This window comes from Bradyrhizobium sp. CCGB20, assembly GCF_024199855.1.
Classification (GTDB): domain Bacteria; phylum Pseudomonadota; class Alphaproteobacteria; order Rhizobiales; family Xanthobacteraceae; genus Bradyrhizobium.
This window is the reverse complement of record NZ_JANADN010000001.1, coordinates 4,917,687-4,939,571: the sequence shown is the minus strand read 5'-3', so window position 1 is coordinate 4,939,571 and position 21,885 is coordinate 4,917,687. Positions and strand designations below refer to the sequence as shown.

Below are 21,885 nucleotides of genomic sequence, written 5' to 3'. Positions count from 1 at the left end.
GTCACTTTGCTTGACCGGCTTGCGGCTGCCCCTTCGACCACCAGGTCTCCGGCAGGTAGCCGGACAGCGCGGTGGCCTTCGGCCGTTCTATCCGATTCCAGCGCGCGATCCATTGCTCGGATACGTTAAACAGCGGGATTGTATAGAAACCGGAGATCAAGGCGCGGTCGAGCGCCCGCACCGCCGAGACGAAGGCCGTATGATCACGGGCCTCCAGGAGAGCGCCGATCATGGCATCGACGGCGGGATCTCTGGCGCCCATGTAGTTGCGGGTGCCCGGATTGTCGGCGGCCGCGCTGCCCCAATAGAAATACTGCTCGTTGCCGGGCGACAGCGACTGATCCCAGCGGTTCTGGATCATGTCGAACTCGTAAGCGAGCCGGCGCTGGTCGAACTGCACGGGATCGACCGCGCGAACGGTCGGCGCGATGCCGGCGCGCTTGAGGTCGCGCTGGAACGCGAGTGCGATGCGCTCCTGGTCGCGGGTCGTCACCAGCATCTCGAAGGTGAAGGGGGCTTTTGTCGCGCGGTTGCGCAGCACCGTGCCGTCGAGATCATAGCCGGCGTCCGACAGCAGCTTGAGCGCCGCGCGCAGCGTGGTCCGGTCGCGCCCCGAGCCGTCGGTCACCGGCAGGCGGTAGCTGCCGTCCATGATGTCGGGCGGAATCTGCGCGGCAAAGGATTTCAGCAGCTCGCGCTCGCGCGCATCGGCGGACCGGCCGTAGGCCGAGAGATCCGAACCCGCAAAATAGCCAGCGACGCGCGAATAGAGACCGAAAAAGTAGTTGCGGTTGATCAGCTCGAAATCGAGCAGCAGCGTCAGTGCCCGGCGCACGCGGATGTCGGCGAAGATCGGACGGCGCGTGTTGAACACCAGGAATTCGGAAGGCTGCGGCACGCCGGGCTTGATGGTGTCGCGGATCACTTCGCCGCTTTTGACGGCCGGAAAGTCGTAACCGTCGTGCCAGCGCAGCGGCTCGTGCTCGACGCGGAAATCATAGAGGCCGCGTTTGAAGGCTTCGAACTGGCCGTTGGCCTCGCGGAAATAGTCGAGCCTGATCTCGTCGAAATTGTAGAGCCCGCGATTGATCGGCAGGTCGCGGCCCCAATAATCGGGATTGCGGGTCAAGGTCACGCTGGCGCCGGGCTTCACCGCCGCGACCCGATACGGCCCCGAGGCGATCGGCCCCGTCAGCGTCGTCTCCTCGAAGGTCGCAACATCCACTGCATGCTTCGGCAGGATCGGCATCAGGCCGAGGATCAGCGGCAGCTCGCGGTCGTTGGCGCCGGTGAGGTCGAAACGGACGGTGAGGGGATCTGGCGCCTCGGCCTTGGCGACCTTGGCGTAATATTGCCGGAGGTTGGGACGGCCATGGTCGCGCAGGAGCTGCCAGGAGAACAGCACGTCCTCGGCTTGTACCGACTTGCCGTCGGAGAAGCGGGCGCGGGGATCGAGACGGAACGTGACGTAGCTCCGCTCCGCATCGGTCTCGACGGTCTTGGCGAGCAGGCCGTACAGCGTGAACGGCTCATCCTGGCCGCGCGCCAGCAGGCTCTCGACCACGTAGGCGCGGATCGGCTGCACCGCCAATCCCTTCACGATGAACGGATTAAGGCTGTCGAAGGTGCCGAGAATGCCCCAGGTCAGCCGGCCGCCCTTGGGCGCATCAGGATTGGCATAGGGCATGTGGGTGAAATCAGGCGGCAGCGCCGGCTTGCCGTGCATGGCGATGGCATGGGCTCCCTCGGCCCATACGCCGCTTGCCGGGAGCCCGGCAGCAAGGACAAGGGCGCAGAGGCGGACGCCAAGGCTCGCAAGGAACCTCGCACGAAGGCCCTCGAGAAGGCGCTGGAACATGAACATCGGCACACGTTGATTCGAGGACCGCCGGGACCTGAATCCTATCACAGGGAATTTGGTGGGACGCTGGCACCAACGCGGCCAAAGACGCTTGTCGGCATTGATCTTTTCGACGGCCCCGCTTAGAAGGCGGGCGATCGCGCAAGAGCGTCGAGCCCGTCACCTATCCGCCTCAATTGACGGGGAGAGAGCCGCGCCCAAACGCGGCTAGGTTCGTCGCTGCAGAGCGGTTCGGGCACTTCCCGTTCAGAAAGGGTTTTCCGCAATGAATTTCCATTACTTGGCCGCGTCCGTCCGGCCGCGCGGGCGACTTCTCGCCTTGTTGACGGCGACGGCATTGGCCGTTCCATTTGCCGCCGAGGCCCAGACCCCGGCGCCGGCCCCCGGTGCGCCTGCCGCGCCCAAGGCGGCTCCGGCCCCGAAAGCCGCTCCGAAGGCTGCCCCCAAGGCTCCGGCGCCCTCCGCTCAGGCCCCCGCCCAGCAGGCTCCCGCGCAGGGCGCTCCGGCGCAGCAGGGCGCGGCCCAGCCGGCCGATCAGCAGATCCAGCTGATCTACGCCCCCTGGACCAAGTTCTGCCTCAAGGGCCAGGACGCCAACGCCAAGCAGGTCTGCTTCACCGGCAAGGACGGCCGCATCGAGTCGGGCCAGCCGGTCATTGCCGCCGTCATCATCGAGCCGGAAGGCGAGCCCAAGAAGATCCTGCGCGTGACGCTGCCGCTCGGCATGCAGCTCGTGCACGGCACCCGCATCATCGTGGACAACAATGCGCCGCTGCAGCAACCGTATGTGATCTGCTTCCAGAACGGCTGCATGTCGGATTATGAGGCCAGCCCCGAGCTCATCAACAGCATGAAGAAGGGCCAGAACCTCGTTGTCCAGGCGATCAATGCCAACGGCGCGCCCTTGACGCTGCCGCTGCCGCTCGCCGGCGAATTCCAGAAGGCCTATGACGGTCCGCCGACCGATCCGAAGGTGTTCGAGGAAACCCAGAAGAAGCTCCAGGAAGAGCTTCAGAAGAAGGCCGACGAGCAGCGCAAGAAGCTCGAGCAGCAGGGCGGTGCGCCCGGCGCACCTCCGACCGCTCAGAAGTAATCGGGCGACGGACGTCCAGACATGAAAAAGGCGCTCACTTCGAGCGCCTTTTTTGCTGGCCGCTTGCCGGCAGCGAAATTCAGTTCAGCGACGGGTTCCGCGGGCGGTAACCGCCGTCCTTGTTCTTGATGAAAATCTCGGCGACCTGGGAATGGCGGACCGGTTCGCCGGAATCGTCCGGCACCAGATTCTGTTCCGATACGTAGGCGACGTACTCGGACTCGGCGTTCTCCGCGAGCAGGTGGTAGAACGGCTGGTCCTTGTGCGGCCGCACCTCTTCAGGGATCGACAGCCACCACTCCTCGGTGTTGTTGAACTCCGGATCGATGTCGAAGATCACGCCCCGGAACGAGAAGATCCGGTGGCGCACGACCTGTCCGATCTGGAATTTGGCGGTCCTCGCTTTAATCATTCCCCGTCGATAGACCAGGATTGTGGCCGATGCTAGTGCCCTGATCTGGAATTAACCTTCGCTTGCGGGGCGGATAGCCCCCAAATCTTCAGAAAACACTTCATCAATGGTCGATATCCTCAATCTGGCGCTACCTTATTTTGGCTTGATCTTCGTCGGATTTGCTTGCGGCAAGGCCAAATCGCTACCGGAATCGGGCCTCGCCTGGATGAACTTCTTCCTGCTCTACGTGTCGCTGCCGGCGCTGCTGTTCGCGATCATGTCGAAGACACCGTTTGCGGAATTGAACAACCCGCCGTTCCTGATCGCGACCACGCTGGCGACGGTCGCAGCGTTCACGCTGGCGCTGGTCGTCGGCAAGATTTTCGGACGGCTGACGCTGCGCGAGGCGACGCTCGCGGGTCTCTCCGGCGGCTACGGCAATATCGGCTATATGGGACCGGGGCTGGCGCTTGCCGTGCTCGGGACCAAGGCATCGGCGCCGACCGCGTTGATCTTCTGCTGTGACAGCATCTTCCTGTTCACGATCGTGCCGCTGCTGATCGAGCTCTCCGACCGCGACCATCCTTCGATCGTGCATGCCTTCGGCGTCGTGCTGAAGCAGATCGTGCTCAACCCGCTGATCATGTCGGCCTGCTTTGGCGCGGCCGTGGCGGCACTTCACATCGAGCTGCCGGTCGCGCTCGACCGCACCATCATCTTCCTTCAGAACGCAGCCGCGCCGACCGCGCTGTTCGTGCTCGGCGTGACCGTGGCGCTCCGCCCGTTCAACCGGGTGCCGTGGGAGGTGCCCGGCGTGATCGCGGTGAAGCTGTTGATCCACCCGCTTGCCGCGTTCGGTCTGATGCTGGCGTTCGGTCCGTTCGCGCAGCCATGGGCGGCGACCGCGGTGCTGATGGCCTCGCTGCCGCCGGCGCTGAACGTGTTCGTCATTGCCCGGCAGAACGACGCCTGGATCGAATCTGCTTCGGTCGCGGTGCTGCTCGGGACCTTCGCGTCCGTGGTCACGCTGACCAGCGTGATGTGGGCGATCCAGACCGGCCGGCTGGCGTTTCCCTGAGCGGTCTTTCGCCGCAGAGCTACCTTCGCCAGGTCGGCGTCAGGCCCTCGCGCATCGCAAAACGCCGGAGCGGGCCGATGGCGCCGAGCAGCTGCATGCCCACGGCGCGGACCGGCTGGAGCGGCAGGAAATCGTTGAGCAAAGAGCGGTTGGCGATGTCGATCGCAAACGTCCGGCTCAAAATGTCCGGACGCCGCGCCCGGTCGTAGCGTGTCAGCACGTCGTCCGCTCCGGGATCCTGACCCGCAGCGATGGCCTCGCCCGCGAGGCGGGCGATGTCGGCGGCATCGCGTAGACCGAGGTTGAGGCCTTGGGCGCCGATCGGCGGGACCACATGGGCGGCTTCGCCGACCAGCGCGATGCGGTCGCGGCCGAAGGACTTTGGACGTTCGATCGCAAGCGGGAACAGGTTGCGGCCCGGTTCGACCGTCATGCGTCCCAGAATGGAATGCGACTGCTTCTCGATCGCGGCGGACAGCTCCTCATCGCTCAATCCGCGAAGCCGCTCGGCTTCCGCGGGGGCCGCGACCCAGACGATGCTGGAGCGGTCGCCGGGCAGGGGCACGAACACGCACGGACCGTGCGGCGTGTGGAACTCGGTCGAGACGTTGCGATGCGGGCGCGCGTGGCCGACGTTGAAGGTCAGCGCGGTCTGCGTCAGGTCGCGCCGGGTCACCGCGATGCCGGCGGCTTCGCGGCACAGTGAGTGCCGGCCGTCGGCGCCGACCACGAGCCGGGCCGTAAGGAATTGCGCGGACGCGGTGCGGATCGCAACGTCGTCGGCTTCGATGACGACGCTTTCGGCCTCGTCGTCGAAGCGTTCGAGGTGGGGCAATTCGGCCGCGCGTTCTTCCAGCGCCAGCATCAGCGAACGGTTGTCGATGTTGTAGCCGAAGGCATCGAGCGCGATCTCGTGACAGGAGAACCGGACCTCCGGCGCGCGGAACAGCCGGCCGGTGTCGTCGACGAGCCGCATGACCTCGAGGGCTGCCGCCTTGTCCTTGCAGCGCGGCCAGACGTCGAGGCTCTCCAGGAGCTCGATGGAGGCACCGAGCAGCGCGGTGGTGCGATTGTCGGCATAGGGTACGCGCCGGGCCACCAGCGCGGTCCGCGCGCCAGCCTGCGCAAGCGCGATGGCCGCTACCAGTCCCGCCGGCCCGCCGCCGATCACGGCCGCGTCAAAAAGTGTCGATGCGTCTGTCATGGAACGACATTTGACACGGCCCGCGGCAAATTCAAGCCCACCTATATTTCCCTGATTTTATGACGAATTGTGCGACCGAGCGCCGCAATGGCGGATGTGCAAACCGGTCTCGTTCTGATAGCAGAAGCCATGGATACCCACGAGGATTCCCTGAAGCCGAGACCGGCGATCCGCGCCGCGGCCTTCTCGGTGCACATCTTCACCGCATTCGGCGCGGCCATCGCGCTGCTGGCGATGCTGGAGGCCGTGCGCGAGCACTGGGCGGCGATGTTTCAGTGGCTGGGCGTCGCCCTGATCATCGATGCGATCGACGGGCCGATCGCCCGCCGGCTCAACGTCAAGGATGTGCAGCCGAACTGGTCGGGCGACGTGCTCGATCTCGTGGTCGATTTCGTCACCTATGTCTTCGTGCCGGCCTATGCGATCGTGGCGAGCGGGCTGCTGCTGCCGGTTGCGGCGCCGCTGCTCGGCATCGCCATCATCGTCACCAGCGCCTTATATTTCGCCGATCTGCGCATGAAGGCCGACGACAATCATTTTCGCGGCTTTCCGGCGCTGTGGAACGCGGCGGCGTTTTATCTGTTCCTGCTGCACTGGCCGCCGCTGGCATCGACGCTGCTGGTCGCGGCCCTGGTGGTGCTGACCTTCGTGCCGTTCCACGTGCTGCATCCGGTCCGGGTCGTGCGGCTGCGCTGGCTGACGATGTCGCTGATCGCGATCTGGGCGCTGCTCGGGCTCTACACGCTGGAGATGGATTTTCGCGTCGGCACCGGCGTGACAATCGTGCTCTGCGCCATCGCGCTCTGGATCAGCTTCAGCGACGCATTGATCCGCCTGGCAAGATCCTTCGCATGATGCATTTGTTGACCAGCCCCGAAGCCTGGGCCGCGCTGCTCACCTTGACGTCGCTCGAGATCGTGCTCGGCATCGACAACGTCATCTTCCTGTCGGTGATCGTCTCGCGCATCCCCGAGAAGCAGGCCCACCGCGCCCGCCAGATTGGGCTCGCGCTGGCGCTGATCTTCCGCATCATCCTGCTCAGCCTGCTGGTCTGGCTGATCGGCCTGACCGCGCCGGTGTTTTCGTTTTCAGGCTACGGCTTTTCGTGGCGCGACCTCATCCTGATCGGAGGCGGCCTGTTCCTGATCGCCAAGGCGACGCACGAGATCCACGCCGAAGTCGAGGCCGATGACGGCGAGGGCGACCGCGAGTCCGGCGGCAACGCCTTCTTCTGGGTGATCATGCAGATCATCGTCATCGACATCGTGTTCTCGCTGGACTCGATCATCACCGCGATCGGCATGGCGCAGGACATCGAGATCATGATCGCGGCCGTCGTGATCGCCTGCCTGGTCATGTACATTTCGTCGGGGCCGGTGTCGCGATTCGTCGCGGAGCATCCGACCACCAAGATGCTGGCGCTGGCCTTCCTGGTGCTGATCGGCGTCGCGCTGGTCGCGGACGGATTCCAATTCCACATTCCGCGCGGCTACATCTATTTCGCAATTGCGTTCTCGGCGGCGGTGGAATTCTTCAACGTGCTGGCGAAGCGCAACCGCAGGAAAGCCCGCAAGCCGTCCGTTTAGCCGTTCCAGCCGGCGTCGAGTTGACAAGGCCGGCGCGATGTCTTTCGTTGAGCCGCGAGAAGAGGAGGTCAGGTGATGACCAAAGCCGTCCGTGTGCACAAGGTCGGAGGCCCCGAGGCCCTGGTCTATGAGAGCGTCGATGTTCCGGCGCCGGCTACCGGCGAGGTGCGCATCCGCCAGCATGCGGTCGGACTGAACTTCATCGACGTCTACTATCGCACCGGCCTCTACAAGGCGCCTGGGCTGCCCTTCATCGCCGGCAACGAGGCCTCGGGCGAGGTCGTCGCGGTCGGGCCGGGCGTGACGCATTTCCATCCCGGCGACCGCGTCGCCTACTACCATAATCTCGGCGCCTATACCGGCGAGCGCAACATCCCTTGGGAGAAGCTGGTCAAGCTGCCCGACCACATCACCCACGAGCAGGGCGCGGTGCTGATGCTTAAGGGGCTGACGGTCTGGTACCTCCTGCACAAGACCTTCAAGGTCGAACCGCATCATCGCGTGCTGGTCCATGCCGCAGCCGGCGGCATCGGCCTGCTCGCCTGCCAATGGGCGAGGGCGCTCGGGGCCCACGTCATCGGTACCGTCGGCTCGCGCGAGAAGGCCGAACTCGCCGAGGCCAATGGCTGCGATCATGTCATCCTGTACAACGAAGAAGATTTCGTCGCGCGCGTGAAGCAGATCAGCCGCAACGAGGGCTGCGACGTCGTCTATGACGGCGTCGGCAAGGCGACCTTCCCGGGCTCGCTGTCCTGCCTCAAGCCGCGCGGCATGTTCGTCTCGTTCGGCAATGCCTCAGGTCCCGTGCCGCCGTTCTCGATCGCCGAGCTCAACACTCACGGTTCGCTGTTTGCGACGCGGCCGAAGCTGAACGATTACATCGGCACGCGCAAGGAGTTGCTGGAAGGCGCCGACACGCTGTTCGCCGCTGTCATCAACGGCAAGCTGCACGTGCCGATCAACCACGCCTACGCGTTGAAGGATGCCGCGAAGGCGCATACCGATCTCGAAAGCCGCAAGACCACCGGCGCGTCGATCCTGAAGCCGTAGGTCTTTCGTCATTCCGGGTTCGGCTCTTCGAGCCGCCCCGGAATGACGCAGCAACTTACGCCACACGCCGTGCCGCGCCGGCCCTGGTCAAGATCCCGTCGAGACAATCGATCATCTCGGCGATCTCGGCCCGCGTGACGTTCAGCGCCGGCATGAAGCGCAGCGTGTCGACCTGCGGCGCGTTCAGGAGCACGCCGGCTTCGAACGCCTGCGCAACGATGCCGGGCGCGATCGGCAGCTTGAGGTCGAGCGCCAGCAGCAGGCCGCGTCCCCGCACGCCGCCGAGCCCATGCCGGGCCGAGACTTTCTGCAACTCGCTTTCGAGCAGCAGGCCGGTCTCGGTGACAGCCTTGAGGAAGTCCGGCTTGCCGATCTCCTCCAGCACCGCGAGCCCCGCCGCGCACATGATCGGGTTGCCGTTGAACGTGCCGCCTTGATCACCGTGCTCGAAACAGGAGGCGCGTTCGGTTGCGAGCAGCGCCGCGAGCGGCACGCCGCCGCCGATGCCCTTGCCGAGCGTCATGATATCGGGCGCGATCCCGGTGTGCTCGTAGTGGAAGAGTTTTCCGGTCCGGCCCATGCCGGTCTGGATCTCGTCAAAAATGAGCAGCAAGCCATGCGCCTCGGTGAGCGCGCGCAACGCTTGCAGGAACTGATCGCTCGCCGGCCACACGCCTGATTCACCCTGGATCGGCTCGAGCATCACCGCGACCGTGTTGTCGTTGATCAGCTTCTCCACCGAGGCGATATCGTTCAGCTTGGCCTTCTTGAAGCCTGCGACCTTCGGCTCGAACAGCGGCTCGAACGCCTTCTTGCCCGAGGCCGACATCGTCGCCAGCGTCCTTCCGTGGAAGCTGCCCTCGAAGCTGATGATCTCGAACGCGCCGCCTTTGTGCAGGCTGCCATATTTGCGCGCGAGCTTGATCGCACCTTCATTGGCTTCCGCACCTGAATTGGCGAAGAACACTTGGTCGAAGGCGCTGTTTGCGACCAGCGCCTCGGCGAGCTTCAAACTCGGCTCGTTGTAGAAGGCCGGGCTCGGTGTCAGCAGCCGCTTGGCCTGCGCGCTGAGCGCGTCGGCGATCCCTGGAGGGGAGTGGCCGAGGCAGTTGACGGCCCAGCCCTGCACGAAATCGAGATAGCGCTTGCGGCTGTCGTCCCAGAGGTAGGAGCCCGCGCCGCGGACGAACACGGCCTTGGGCCGTGCGGTGATGTCCATCAGCGCGTCATAGGGATGCGTGGTCATGTCGAACTCCTGTGGGGACGGGTGGGAAAAGGGGCGCAAAAAGCAGAAAGGCCGCACCTTGCGGGTGCGGCCTTCTCGAAAACTCGGCTGAATTTTAATGATTCAGCGGCGTCGTCGGACATGGCGCACCTTCTCATCGTCGCGGATGCGACGACGGAGCATTTCGGTGCGCTGATGGGTCCGAGCGTTGATCATGGGGCGCGTCCCTACAGCTGAATGGCCGGGCTTGTCAAGCGGGCGTTTTGCGCGTTGCTCGCCGAGCGTGTATCGGTCAGGTCGGATGGGCGGCTTCCCCGGCGTCCTTGTCGCCCCAATCCGCATCGGCAATTGCGGTGTCGATGAACTCGCCGCGCAAGAGCTTGAGCGGCGATGACCAGTACAGCGCGATGTTGTGGAACGGATCGGTCAGCACTTTGAACACCCACACCAGCCCGGTGGCGACGTCGCGCGTCGCGAACAGCTGGAGCATGCGAATGATGCCGCCACTGATGCCGATCGCAAGCCAGAGCGCGCCGACATGGCGGATGTAGTCGAGCCGGGTGGCGGGCGGATCAAACAGTCCGAACAGCGTCGGGAAGGCGTAAAGCGCAATCGGCGCGCTGCCCCAGACCAGGAGCAGGATGATCTTGCGCGTCTGATTGTAGCCGACCTTGACCGCTTCCTTGTAGTCGTTGCTGACGTCGTTGACGGCGTCATAGCCGTTCGGCTCGAAGAAGAAATGGCCGGTCTGGCGCGTCAGCATCGCGAGCCAGCCGACGATGCCGGCGAGCGCGGGATCGCTGAACAGCAGCGCATAGCAACCGAGGAAGATGACGGCGCTGAAGAGGTGCAGCGTCTGGTTAACGGTGCTCTGGTGGTAGAAGCGGTAGTCGTCGAAGCGCTGCGTGCGCAGCATGTCCGGGAGGCGGCTCATCATCACTCCTCGCTCGCGTTGAAAGGCGCGCGGAGAGTTAGGCCGAGTCCGTGACTGGTGCGTGAATGCACTATAATTTCATATCGCAGCGCGTTTGCAGTGGTGCGCTGCAGAACGATGTCGTGGTAGAGGATTACTGAGTCCTCACCGAACGTCCCTCCCGGTCGAAACCCGCCGAGTATCGCGATGGAAACCAACAAGCCTCTAGCGCGTTTGTGATCGAACGACGCGAATTGGTTCGAACCCAACGTACCGCGGCTCAGACCAAGAGGGGCGGGACCAACCAGACAGTTTTCAGCCTTGTCAGATACGCTCTACCCGATCGACCTTGACAGCATTCGCGGCGCGTTTCCGCCAGGTATCGAGGCGCCATCCCTCTTGGTCGACTTCGCCGGCTGGCTGAAGGGGCGCCCCTGGGGCAGCGTCGGCCGCTTCTCCCTCCAGGGCCAGTTCTCCGACCATGCGCCGATCGTCGACGGCAGTCCCTTGCGTGACAGGTTTTCGCTGTTCATGCGGCTGCCGGACGGCTCGGCCGTCGGCGGCTGGTATGGCGCCGGTCTCGATCGCGACAATCCGCCGATCGTGGGACTGGGCTCGGAGGGCGACTACGAGCTGCTGGCGCCGAGCCTCGATGGCCTGCTCGCAAAACTGACATCGCAGCAATTCGAGGACGCCTGGAGCGACCTGAAACCGCACGGCGAGGTCGAGTGCCAGACGGTCGAGCTCGCGCAGTGGCTCGCCGGACGGCCGACCGGCGAGGCGGCGGCGCCCGACGACAACTCGTCGGAGCTGCCTGACTTTCGCGGCTTCGTGGAAAAATGGAGCCGGGATCGCGAGGACTATTGGGCCAATCATCGCCTGATGGCCGAGCTCGGCTGGCGGCTGGCTGCACATCTGCCCAAGGGCAAGAAGCCCTGGGACCAGACACGCTTCGAGATCGCGATCGTCGGCAAGCAGTATGAGGCGCGCGTCCTGACGCGTGGACCGCAGCCGTTCGAGGAAGCCGCCGCGATCGAATCCCTGCTGCGCGATCTGCGCGAGGAGATGCGCAAGGCACAGCCCGAACTCGGGCTGTGGTATGCGATGAAATTCGGCCTCTATGCCGATGGCCGCGTCATGCCGAATTTCGAATACGACGTGCGCCCGAGCATCGACGGCGAGCCTGCGAAACTATCCGAGGCACAGGCCGACCTCGCCCGCGCGCCGCGCCCGGAGCGCTGGGTGCCGAAATGGCTGGCGTGATTGCCTGCACACCGTCATTGCAATGACGGAGCGCCGTCAGAACCCCGCGACGCTGCCGTGCAGATCGTATTGGTCGGCGCGCTCGATCTTCGCGGTGACGATCTCGCCGACGCGCAAGGGGCGGCGGCTGGAGAGATAGACCGCGCCGTCGATTTCGGGTGCGTCGGCCTTGGAGCGGCCTTTTGAAACCGTCGGGCCGACTTCGTCGATGATGATCTGCTGGCGCGTGCCGACCTTGCGCTTGAGCCTGCGTGCGGAGATCTTCTGCTGGCGGGCCATCAGCGCGTTGTAGCGCTCCTGCTTGACCTCTTCCGGCACCGGGTTCTCGATTGCGTTCGACGTCGCGCCCGCGACCGGCTCGTATTTGAAGCAGCCGAGGCGATCGATCTCGGCTTCGTCCAGCCAGTCGAGCAGATAGGCGAAATCGGCATCGGTCTCGCCGGGGAATCCGACGATGAAGGTCGAGCGCAAGGCGAGATCGGGACATTCCTCGCGCCAGCGCTTGATCCGCGCCAGCGTCTTGTCCTGCGCCGCCGGCCGCTTCATCGCCTTCAGCACCTCGGGGCTCGCATGCTGGAACGGGATGTCGAGATAGGGCAGCACCTTGCCCTCGTTCATCAGCGCGATGACCTCGTCGACATGCGGGTAGGGGTAGACATATTGCAGCCGTACCCAGGCCCCGAGCTCACCAAGCTCGCGCGCGAGATCGAGGAATTTGGCGCGGACCTGGCGATCCTTCCATGGGCTCTCGGCGTATTTGAGATCGACGCCATAGGCCGAGGTGTCCTGCGAGATCACCAGCAGCTCCTTGACGCCGGCGCCGACCAGACGCTCGGCCTCGCGCAGCACGTCGTTGGCCGGGCGCGAGACGAGATCGCCGCGCAGCTTCGGGATGATGCAGAAGGTGCAGCGGTTGTTGCAGCCCTCGGAGATCTTCAAATAAGCGTAGTGGCGCGGCGTCAGCTTGATGCCCTGCGGCGGCACCAGGTCGACATGCGGATTATGCGCCGGCGGCAGCGCGCGGTGCACGGCGTCCAGCACGCTCTCATATTGCTGCGGGCCGGTGATGGAGAGCACGCCGGGATAGGCCTGCTCGATCTGCTCGGGCTCGGCGCCCATGCAGCCCGTCACGATCACCTTGCCGTTCTCGGCCATGGCCTCGCCGATCGCCGAAAGCGATTCCTGCTTGGCGCTGTCGAGGAAGCCACACGTATTGACGATGACGATGTCGGCTCCGTCATGCTTGCGGGCGAGCTCGTAGCCTTCGGCGCGCAGGCGCGTGATGATGCGCTCGGAATCCACCAATGCCTTGGGACACCCGAGCGACACGAAGCTGACCTTGGGCGCAGCCGTCTGATCCATATCCAAATCTGCCTGATTGACCGGCCTGAGCTAGTCCCAATTGCCCATAATTACAACCCTTTGCATGGCCTTCCGGCGTGCTATGGATGAATCACCTGTCGTGAGTGAGCTATGAGCGCCGAACAGTCGCCTAAAATCGTGATTGTCGACGAAAGCCCGATCCGGGCTGCGATCCTCGAGGAGGGGTTGCGGGAGGCCGGATTCACGCAGATTGTCCATATCCGCGAGATGCAGAGCCTGCTCGCCCGTATTTATGCGGTGGACCCCGAAATCATCCTGATTGATCTGGAGAACCCCAGCCGCGACGTGCTGGAGGCGATGTTCCAGGTCAGCCGTGCCGTGAAGCGGCCGATCGCCATGTTTGTGGACCAGAGCGATTCATCTTCGATTCAGGCCTCTGTGGAGGCGGGGGTATCCGCCTACATCGTCGACGGATTGAAGAAGGAGCGCATCAAGCCGATCCTCGACCTCTGCGTGTCCCGCTTCAATGCCTTCGCAAAACTCCAGGAGGAGCTGGAGCGCACCAAGTCGCAGCTCGAGGATCGCAAGATCATCGAGAAGGCCAAGGGAATCCTGATGAAGGTGAAGGGCCTCAACGAGGACGAGGCCTACGTGCTGCTGCGCTCCACCGCGATGCGCGAGAAGAAGAAAATCGGCGAGATCGCCCAGTCGATCATCACCGCGTCGGAGATGCTGAAATGACCGCACCCCTTCGCATCGGGTTCATTCCGCTGGTCGATGCCGCCGCCCTGATCATCGCCGTCGACAAGGGCTTTGCCGCCGCCGAGGGGCTCGAGGTCGAGCTGGTGCGCGAGGTCTCCTGGTCCAACGTCCGCGACAAGCTCAATATCGGCCTGTTCGATGCCGCGCATCTGCTCGCGCCTGTTGCGATCGCATCCTCGCTCGGGCTCGGCCACGTCAAGGTACCGATCGCAGCGCCCTTCAATCTCGGTATCAACGGCAACGCGATCACGGTCTCGCCGGCCCTTCATGCTGCGCTGATGGAAGAGATCGACGGCGACCGCTTCGATCCGCTCGCCACCGCCAAGGCACTGGCGAAGGTCGTTGCCATCAGGCGCAAGGCAGGCGCCGATCCCTTGACCTTCGGCATGACGTTCCCGTTCTCGACCCACAACTACCAGTTGCGGTTCTGGATGGCGGCGGCAGGTGTCGATCCGGATGAGGACGTGCGCCTCGTGGTGCTGCCGCCGCCTTACATGGTCGACAGCCTCGCCAATGGTCACGTCGATGCGTTCTGCGTCGGCGCGCCCTGGAATTCGGTCGCGGTCGATCTCGGCATCGGCCACATCCTGCATTTCGTCTCCGACATCCTACTGCGCGCGGCGGAGAAGGTGCTGGCGGTTCGCCAGGTCTGGGCCGAGAAGCACCCGGAGGTGGTCGCGGCACTGGTGCGCGCGGCGGTGAAGGGCGCCGCATTCATCGAGGAGCCAGCGAACCTGACCGAGGCAGCGCGGATCCTGGCACAGCCGGAACGGATCGGTGTCGATGCCGAAGTCATTCAGCGAACCCTCACGGGTCGCTTGAAGATTTCGCCCGACGGCACTCTGCGCGAGAGCGGCCGCTATCTCCTGGTCGGACGGGAAGGGGCAGGACGCCCCGAGCCGGTGCAGGCCGCGTGGCTCTACGCGCAGATGGTGCGTTGGGGGCAGACCGCGTTGACCCCGGATGGCGTCAAGACGGCGATGGCCGTGTTCAGGCCCGACCTTTACGACGCAGCCCTCGGTCACCAACCGCCCGAGGAAGCCCCCGCGGCCTTCGGGGCGTTTGCGGGCCCGGCCTTCGATCCAGACAACATTCGGGGGCATCTGGAGGCCTTCGAGGTCGGGCGCTGGAGGGCCTGATTTGGCTCTGCACCATTTTTGAGCAGCATGGATTATCGTCTAAATTTTGTGCTGGCTGCTCGAATTTCGTAAGAGTTCCGGAATCGGGATTTTCCGACGGCGTCTCTAATTTATTGAAATCAAACATCTTTCTATTTCGTCAAAGCTGGCACGCAACTTGAATGTTGCAGTGCGGCCAGCTTGTCACAGGTGCCTGCTGAGCCGAGTCCCGCAGCAACGAAGCTGATCGGACCGTTGGGTAACGAAGCGGGCTCCAGGAGCCAGCCGAGTTCCTCGCGGGTCGCGCCAATGTCCGTCGATACCACTCAGGTGGCCGCAGGAGCTTCGTTACCGACCATGAAAATCGATACGCTCGCAGTCGACTTTACCGACGAGCAGAAACGCTATCTCGAAGGCTTCACGACCGGTTTGCAGATCAGCCGGGTCGGTCGCGGTCTCGGCGGCAGCAGCAGCAAGGCCAATGCCGAGCCGACCGGTCCCGACGCCGTACACATCAAGGCGCAGGACAAGGTCATCGCGTCCGGCAAGAAGCTCGCCGACCAGGAGAAGTTCAAGCGCGACGAGCATCCGTTCGATGCCTATCCGCGTCTGCGCCAGCAGGCGCTCGACAACGCGCCGCCGAGCCCGGCAGACAATTTCCGCTGGCGCTATTACGGCATCTTCTATGTCGCGCCGACGCAGGACTCCTACATGAGCCGTCTGCGTATTCCGAACGGCATCATGAAGCACTGGCAGCTATCCGGCCTTGCCGATCTCGCTGATGAGCTGTGCGGGCCCTACAGCCACGTCACGACGCGCGCCAATCTCCAGCTGCGCGAGATCCCGCCGAAGAACGCCGTGAAACTGATCGAGGGCATTCAGGACCTCGGCCTGTGCTCGCGCGGTTCCGGTGCCGACAACATCCGCAACGTCACGGGAACGCCGACGGCGGGCATCGATCCGCAGGAGCTGATCGACACCCGGCCCTATGCGCGGGAGTGGCACTACCACATCCTCAACGACCGCTCGCTCTACGGCCTGCCGCGCAAGTTCAACGTCGCCTTCGACGGTGCCGGCAGGATCGCGGTGCTCGAGGAGACCAACGACATCGCATTCACCGCATTCGAGGTGAAGGACGGTTTCGGCGTCGAGCCGGGGGTCTGGTTTCGCCTCGGCCTCGGCGGCATCACCGGCCACAAGGATTTCGCAAAATACTCCGGCATCATCGTCAAGCCGGAGCAGGCGACCGCCGTTGCCGACGCAATCGTGCGCGTCTTCATCGACCATGGCGACCGCACCAACCGCAACAAGGCGCGGCTCAAATACGTGCTCGACAGCATGGGCCATGACGGCTTCCTCAAGCTGGTCGAGGAACGGCTGAAGACGCCGTTCACCCGCGTGCCGGAAGAGGCGTTTCTCCCGCGGCCGGCCGCGGACCGCATGGCGCATATCGGCGCGCACAAGCAGAGGCAGGACGGCCTCAACTGGATCGGCGTCTCGCTGACGCTCGGCAAGATCACCTGCGACCAGATGCGGGGGCTCGCGAAGGTGGCGCAGGACCTCGGCGACGGCGAGATCCGCCTGACCGTCTGGCAGAACCTGCTGATCTCGGGCGTGCGCGACGAGAATGTCGGGCTCGCCTCTGCTGCGATCAAGCAGATCGGGCTCGCCGTCGAGGCCTCGCATATCCGCGCCGGCCTGATCGCCTGCACCGGTAATGCCGGCTGCCGTTTCGCGGCTTCCAATACCAAGCGCAACGCTGCCGAGATCGGCGACTGGTGCGAGCCGCGCGTCGCGATGGACAAGCCGGTCAACATCCACGTCACCGGCTGCCATCATTCCTGCGCGCAGCACTACATCAGCGACATCGGCCTGATCGGTGCGCGCGTTCCGGTGAATGAAGACGACACGGTGGAGGGCTATCACCTCTTCACCGGCGGCGGGTTCGGTCCCGACGCCGATGTCGGGCAGGAGGTCTATCACGACCTCAAGGCCGAGGACGCGCCGAAGACGGTCGAGGGACTGCTCAAGGCCTACATCGCTCATCGCTCGTCTCCCGACGAAACCTTCCTGTCCTTCGCGCGCCGCCATGACGGCGAGACGCTGCGCAAGCTTGCCGATGCACAGGTGTCCGCATGAACCAGATCACGCCTCCGCCGAAACTCGACATCATTCCCGCCAGCGCACCGTTCTCGGACGCGCAGCGCTCCTGGCTGAACGGCTTCTTTGCCGGATTGCTGTCGCCCGATGTGGCAACGCCCCTGTCGGCGGAGCAGGGCGCCGCTGTCATGCAGGCCGGCGACGGCGACGACGGTGAGGCGCCGTGGCACGACCAGACCATGCCGATTGCGGACCGGATGAAGCTTGCTGAAGGCCGTCCCGTGCGCCGCAAGATGATGGCGGCGATGGCGCAGCAGGATTGCGGCCAGTGCGGCTACAATTGCCACGATTATTCGGAGGCGATCGCGGGCCGCAGCGAAGCACGGCTCAACCTCTGCGTCCCCGGCGGCAAGGAAACCGCGCGGATGCTGAAGTCGCTGTACGAGGAACTGGACAAGGCACCCGCGGCCAAGGCGGCTGACAAGCAGGACGCCGTGGCGGCGCCGGCCGTGACCGTGACGATCGCCGAGCCCGGCCGCTCGCGCGACAATCCGGTCGCGGCGACGTTCCTGTCGCGGCGCCTGCTCAACAAGGGAAAGTCGGAGAAGGAGACCTATCACGTCGAGTTCGATCTCTCCGAGAGCAAGCTCGACTATATCGTCGGCGACAGTTTTGGCGTGTTCGCGCGCAACGAGGTCGGCCTCGTCGACCAGATCATCGCGCTGCTCGGCGCCTCCCACACCACGAAGGTCAATGGCAAGACCCTGCGCGAGGTGCTGATCGACGACGTCTCGCTGTCGCCGGCGCCCGACACGCTGTTCGAGCTGCTCTCCTTCATCACCGGCGGCGCGCAGCGCGAAAAGGCGCGGGCACTGGCGCAGGGCGAGGATCCCGATGGCGATGCGGCGACGCTCGACGTGATGGCGGCGCTGCAGAAGTTTTCGGGCACGCGGCCGCATCCCGAAGCCTTCGTCGAGGCGCTGGAGCCGCTTCAGCCGCGGCTCTATTCGATCTCGTCCTCGCACAATGCGACGCCCGGAAAACTGTCGCTGACGGTCGATTCCGTGCGCTACGTGATCGGCAAGCGCAAGCGCCTCGGCGTGGCCTCGACCTTCCTCGGCGAGCGCATCGCTGAAGGCGAGAAGCTCAAGGTCTATGTGCAGAAGGCGCACGGCTTCGGTCTGCCGCAGGATCCGAAGACGCCCGTGATCATGATCGGCCCCGGTACCGGCATCGCGCCGTTCCGCGCCTTCCTGCTCGACCGCAAGGCGACCGGCGCGCCCGGCAAGAACTGGCTGTTCTTCGGCCATCAGCGCAGCGATTGCGATTTCTTCTACCAGGAAGAGCTCAATGCGATGAAGACGTCGGGTCAACTGACGCGGCTGTCGCTGGCCTGGTCGCGCGACGGCGAGAAGAAGTTCTACGTGCAGGACCGCATGCGCGAGGTCGGCCGCGAATTGTGGACCTGGCTCGCCGACGGTGCGCATCTCTACATCTGCGGCGATGCCAAGCGCATGGCCAAGGACGTCGAGCGCGCGCTGGTCGACATCGTCGCCCAGTTCGGTGCGCGTTCGACGGATGAGGCCGTCAGTTTTGTCGCCGAGCTCAAGAAGACCGGCCGCTTCCAGGCTGACGTGTACTAGGGACGGCTTCGTAGGGTGGGTTAGCCGAAGGCGTAACCCACCTTTTTCAGCCGATGCAGAAGTGGCGGATTACGCCTTCGGCTAATCCGCCCTACAAGAGCTGTCATCTCGCTGTCATCGATGTTGGTTCCCGTTCGCTCGGATCTTAACGAATAAGATTCTCGGAACCCGGACTTCAGAAGAATTTGCGCCTGCGATGCGGCTTCTCCAGAGAAGGCGCATCGCTATTTCCGCCGCCGTCTTGCCTCCCGCCCTGGTTGATCCTTCATACTCCCACAAATGGGGCGTTGGAGATCGACCATGCGCGAACTATCGGCGGAAGCCAGGCTGCACTTCTATGCGCGCTCGCTCTCGCGGCGGACCGGGGCGAGCATGCATCATGTTGCGCTCTACAGCGCCTTCGCCGTCATCGCGGCCATCGTGTTCGGCACGTTGTCGGTACACCCGTTCTAACGAAGCTTCACCGCTCTCGTAGGGTGGGCAAAGGCGCGCCCTTGGCGCGCCGTGCCCACCATGTCTCAACATACGAAATCGATTTGGTGGGCACGCTTCGCTTTGCCCACCCTACGGCACCTGTTGCGCTTTACCCGCGCTTGAACGGCGCGACCTCGATCCCCGCATCCTTTAACGCCTGACGTAGGCCGCGCGCGATGTCGACCGCGCCGGGCGTGTCGCCGTGGATGCAGACCGTGTCGGTGCGCATCTTGATCACCTTACCCGTCACCGAGACCACCGCGCCGTCCTGCACCATGCGCACCACGCGATCGGCGATCGCCCTGGCATCGTGCAGCACTGCGCCGGGCTTCTTGCGCGAAACCAGGTTGCCGTCGTCCTCATAGGCACGGTCGGCGAACACCTCGTGCACCATCGGCAGATTGGCGACCTCGCCGGCCTTCACCAGTTTTGAGTTGGCAAGCACGACGAAGATCAGGCTGGGATCGACCGCCTTGATGCCCGCGGCGATCGCCTTGGCCGTCATGTCGTCCTCGCAGGCAACGTTGGAGAGCGCACCGTGCGCCTTTACATGCGTCACCTTGTGCCCGGCCGCGGTCGCGATCGCCTGCAATGCGCCGATCTGGTAGGCGACGAGATTCTCGATCTCGGAGGCCTTCAGGCCCGCGATCGGATGCCGGCCAAAACCATGCAGGTCGCGGTAGCCGGGATGGGCGCCGACCGAGACGCCGCGCGCCTTCGCGAGCTCAACCGTCCGGCGCATGATGTCGGGGTCGCCCGCGTGGAAGCCGCAGGCGACGTTGACCGAGCTTGCAAGGTCGATCATCGCGGAATCGTTGCCCATCTCCCACGCGCCAAAACCTTCGCCGAGGTCGCAATTGAGATCGATCGTTTTCATGGGGGTGCTCTCCGCCTCTGGTCGTCTTGTCCCTTACGGCTCCGCCACGACCTGCCAGGTTCCGGCATCGACGGCGCTGACCGCATAGCCCGCAACATTAGCATCGCTGAGCGCCTCGATGTTGAGCTCGACGGTGTCGGGGGAGCGCAGGCGATCGGGCAGATTGCGAATAAGTTGCGCGAATTTGCGCGCCTCGTCCTGCGCCTCGGCCATGGTGACCTCAAGGAACCGGAACGCGGTTCCCGCCGAGGTCTGCGCGAGGCGGCCGACATCGGCCGTGATCACGGTTGCGATCTTCGGATAGCCGCCGGAGGTGCCGCGGTCCATCATCAACGCGATCGGCGAGCCGTTGCCGGGGACCTGGATGCTGCCGTTGACGGTGCCGTCGGAGACGATGTTGTGGCCGTGCAGATGCTTGATCGCGGGGCCCTCGAGCCGGTAGCCCATGCGGTCGGAGGTCGCCGAGATCTTCCACTCGCTGTCGAGGAACAGCGCCTTGTTGGCATCGTCGAACTCGTCGTCCTGCGGCCCCAGCAGGACGCGGATCGGACCGCTCACAGGCTTCGGCAGCTCGATGCGCAGCTCGGGCGCGCCGCTCGCGGCATCGACGGTGAACTCGTCGCCCGCCTGGAGTGGGCGCGGGTAAGGGCTGCCGAGACCGGCGCGGGCATTGACCGCGAGGCTGCCGAACACCGGCTCGCCCTTGATGCCGCCTTCGATCGCCAGATAGGTGAACGCACCGCCGCGGGCAAAGCCCAGCGTCAGCGTCTCGCCGTCCTTCAGCGTCACCGAGGTGTCCATCGCCACCGGCTTCCCGGCGACGTCGGCATTGCGCGGCGCCCCGGCGATAGCGACGCGCACGGCGCCGTCCTTGGCAGTGAACGTGGCGCCGAACGGGCCGATCTCGACAGCGGCTGCGAACGGCTCGTTGCCGACCAGCGTATTCGCCGCCGCGAGCGACAGACGGTCCATCGCACCGCTGACCGTCAGGCCATAGCGTTGCGCGCCGTGGCGTCCGCCGTCCTGGACGGAGCTTGCGGGACCGATGCTGGCGACGACGAGCCCGCTCATGCGATCACCTGCTCGGCAATGATCTCGCCGGCTTCGGCGGCGCGGTCCAGTTCCTCGAATGTCTTGTGATCGATGGCGAAAAACGTCACGCGATCACCGGGTTCGGTGAGAAAGGTCGGATTCCGGTGGAGCTGATAGGTTCTGACAGGCGTGCGGCCGAGCAGGTGCCAGCCGCTCGGGGCAGCCAGGCATTGGATTCCCGCCTGGATGCCGCCGATCGAGATCGTGCCGGCGGGCGTGAACAGCCGCGGGCTCTGGCGCCGCGACATGTGCAGGGATTTGTCGAGGCCGCTGAGATAGGACCAGCCCGGCGTGAAACCGATCATGGCGACACGATAGTCGCCACCGGCGTGACGGGCGACGATGTCGTCGGGTGTGGTGCTCAGCGCCTTGGCGACATCCTCCAGATCGATGCCGTGCTCGCCGCCATAGGCGACGGGAATGCGCCAGCGTCGCGCCCTGGTGGCCGGCGGCAGCGGCTGGCTGGCGAGCGCGAGCAGCCTCTCGCCGAGCGCGTCGAAGCCGATCTTGCCGGGGTCATAATGCACCAGCAGCGAGCGATAGGTCGGAACGGACTCGGTGATGCCGTCGATCGGGCTTGCTGCGAGCGCCTTGTCGAGCGCGAGCACGCGCTCGTTGGCGGCATCGTCGATGGTGCGGCTGAACTCGACCGTGACGGCGCTGTCGCCACTGGGCAGAAGGCGGGGCGGGGGGAGCGTCGCGGCCATGAGCTGTCGAAATCGGGCCTGGAGGAAATGCGCGGCGCTCGACCTTGAGTTCCGCCTCAACCCTGCTTCGCGTAAATGCGCCGGCAAGTCCAATAAATTTATGCAGGGGTCCGCGATAAAGC

20 protein-coding genes are annotated in these 21,885 nt (G+C 64.7%); 11 read left to right on the top strand and 9 right to left on the bottom strand.

The window, feature by feature from the left end:
- Position 1: 1 nt before the first annotated feature.
- Positions 2-1,864 carry an extracellular solute-binding protein gene (locus tag NLM15_RS22795; RefSeq protein ID WP_254124350.1) on the bottom strand — a complete coding sequence of 621 codons (1,863 nt, stop codon included), beginning with the start codon at positions 1,862-1,864 and terminating at the stop codon, positions 2-4.
- Between the two features lie 262 nt (positions 1,865-2,126).
- Between NLM15_RS22795 and NLM15_RS22790 the strand changes: the two genes are divergently transcribed.
- Positions 2,127-2,954, top strand: a complete 828-nt coding sequence (locus NLM15_RS22790) for an invasion associated locus B family protein (RefSeq protein WP_254119593.1) — start codon at positions 2,127-2,129, stop codon at positions 2,952-2,954.
- A 79-nt stretch (positions 2,955-3,033) separates the two neighbouring features.
- Here NLM15_RS22790 and hspQ read toward each other — a convergent pair whose 3' ends face one another.
- Positions 3,034-3,366, bottom strand: coding sequence for a heat shock protein HspQ (gene hspQ / locus NLM15_RS22785; protein WP_254119592.1), 333 nt, complete (start codon positions 3,364-3,366; stop codon positions 3,034-3,036).
- Between the two features lie 106 nt (positions 3,367-3,472).
- Between hspQ and NLM15_RS22780 the strand changes: the two genes are divergently transcribed.
- Positions 3,473-4,426, top strand: a complete 954-nt coding sequence (locus NLM15_RS22780; protein ID WP_254119591.1) for an AEC family transporter — start codon at positions 3,473-3,475, stop codon at positions 4,424-4,426.
- A 19-nt stretch (positions 4,427-4,445) separates the two neighbouring features.
- On the opposite strand, the gene NLM15_RS22775 is transcribed toward NLM15_RS22780, so the two are convergent.
- Entirely contained in the window at positions 4,446-5,630 is a 1,185-nt protein-coding gene (locus NLM15_RS22775) for a UbiH/UbiF family hydroxylase (protein ID WP_254119590.1), read from the bottom strand.
- 87 nt (positions 5,631-5,717) lie between these two features.
- Between NLM15_RS22775 and pcsA the strand changes: the two genes are divergently transcribed.
- The 3 genes from pcsA to NLM15_RS22760 all read left to right on the top strand — a co-directional run bounded on the left by pcsA (position 5,718) and on the right by NLM15_RS22760 (position 8,266).
- Positions 5,718-6,485, top strand: a complete 768-nt coding sequence (gene pcsA, locus NLM15_RS22770) for a phosphatidylcholine synthase (RefSeq protein WP_254119589.1) — start codon at positions 5,718-5,720, stop codon at positions 6,483-6,485.
- Entirely contained in the window at positions 6,482-7,216 is a 735-nt protein-coding gene (locus NLM15_RS22765; protein WP_254119588.1) for a TerC family protein, read from the top strand. The genes pcsA and NLM15_RS22765 overlap by 4 nt, the downstream gene beginning before the upstream one ends.
- Positions 7,217-7,291: 75 nt before the next feature.
- On the top strand, positions 7,292-8,266 hold the full coding sequence (locus tag NLM15_RS22760) for a quinone oxidoreductase (RefSeq protein ID WP_254119587.1): 975 nt from the start codon (positions 7,292-7,294) through the stop codon (positions 8,264-8,266).
- 55 nt (positions 8,267-8,321) lie between these two features.
- Here NLM15_RS22760 and NLM15_RS22755 read toward each other — a convergent pair whose 3' ends face one another.
- The gene (locus tag NLM15_RS22755; protein WP_254119586.1) at positions 8,322-9,512 is read right to left on the bottom strand and encodes an acetylornithine transaminase; all 1,191 of its coding nucleotides are present in this window, start codon (positions 9,510-9,512) and stop codon (positions 8,322-8,324) included.
- A 271-nt stretch (positions 9,513-9,783) separates the two neighbouring features.
- Positions 9,784-10,425, bottom strand: coding sequence for a hypothetical protein (locus NLM15_RS22750; protein ID WP_254119585.1), 642 nt, complete (start codon positions 10,423-10,425; stop codon positions 9,784-9,786).
- A 300-nt stretch (positions 10,426-10,725) separates the two neighbouring features.
- Between NLM15_RS22750 and NLM15_RS22745 the strand changes: the two genes are divergently transcribed.
- Entirely contained in the window at positions 10,726-11,667 is a 942-nt protein-coding gene (locus NLM15_RS22745) for a hypothetical protein (RefSeq protein ID WP_254119584.1), read from the top strand.
- 36 nt (positions 11,668-11,703) lie between these two features.
- On the opposite strand, the gene rimO is transcribed toward NLM15_RS22745, so the two are convergent.
- A complete protein-coding gene (gene rimO, locus NLM15_RS22740; RefSeq protein ID WP_254119583.1) occupies positions 11,704-13,029 on the bottom strand; it encodes a 30S ribosomal protein S12 methylthiotransferase RimO in 1,326 nt (441 codons plus the stop codon).
- A gap of 111 nt (positions 13,030-13,140) precedes the next feature.
- Here rimO and NLM15_RS22735 point away from each other — a divergent pair, with 111 nt between their 5' ends.
- The 5 genes from NLM15_RS22735 (at position 13,141) to NLM15_RS22715 (ending at position 19,066) form a co-directional block, all read left to right on the top strand.
- Positions 13,141-13,731 carry an ANTAR domain-containing response regulator gene (locus tag NLM15_RS22735; protein WP_254119582.1) on the top strand — a complete coding sequence of 197 codons (591 nt, stop codon included), beginning with the start codon at positions 13,141-13,143 and terminating at the stop codon, positions 13,729-13,731.
- Positions 13,728-14,891, top strand: a complete 1,164-nt coding sequence (locus tag NLM15_RS22730) for a CmpA/NrtA family ABC transporter substrate-binding protein (RefSeq protein WP_254119581.1) — start codon at positions 13,728-13,730, stop codon at positions 14,889-14,891. Before NLM15_RS22735 ends, NLM15_RS22730 begins: the two co-directional genes overlap by 4 nt.
- 336 nt (positions 14,892-15,227) lie before the next feature.
- Entirely contained in the window at positions 15,228-17,009 is a 1,782-nt protein-coding gene (locus NLM15_RS22725; protein WP_254119580.1) for a NirA family protein, read from the top strand.
- On the top strand, positions 17,006-18,613 hold the full coding sequence (locus tag NLM15_RS22720; RefSeq protein ID WP_254119579.1) for a sulfite reductase subunit alpha: 1,608 nt from the start codon (positions 17,006-17,008) through the stop codon (positions 18,611-18,613). The genes NLM15_RS22725 and NLM15_RS22720 overlap by 4 nt, the downstream gene beginning before the upstream one ends.
- A gap of 300 nt (positions 18,614-18,913) precedes the next feature.
- Complete coding sequence (locus NLM15_RS22715) at positions 18,914-19,066, top strand: hypothetical protein (RefSeq protein ID WP_167561251.1); 153 nt, start codon at positions 18,914-18,916, stop codon at positions 19,064-19,066.
- A 130-nt stretch (positions 19,067-19,196) separates the two neighbouring features.
- Here NLM15_RS22715 and NLM15_RS22710 read toward each other — a convergent pair whose 3' ends face one another.
- From NLM15_RS22710 to pxpB, 3 genes are read right to left on the bottom strand one after another with little or no spacing between them, the layout of a single operon-like run.
- Complete coding sequence (locus NLM15_RS22710; protein WP_254119578.1) at positions 19,197-19,964, bottom strand: LamB/YcsF family protein; 768 nt, start codon at positions 19,962-19,964, stop codon at positions 19,197-19,199.
- 33 nt (positions 19,965-19,997) lie between these two features.
- Positions 19,998-21,035, bottom strand: a complete 1,038-nt coding sequence (locus tag NLM15_RS22705; protein ID WP_254119576.1) for a biotin-dependent carboxyltransferase family protein — start codon at positions 21,033-21,035, stop codon at positions 19,998-20,000.
- Positions 21,032-21,763, bottom strand: a complete 732-nt coding sequence (gene pxpB / locus NLM15_RS22700) for a 5-oxoprolinase subunit PxpB (protein WP_254119574.1) — start codon at positions 21,761-21,763, stop codon at positions 21,032-21,034. The genes NLM15_RS22705 and pxpB overlap by 4 nt, the downstream gene beginning before the upstream one ends.
- Positions 21,764-21,885: the final 122 nt, after the last annotated feature.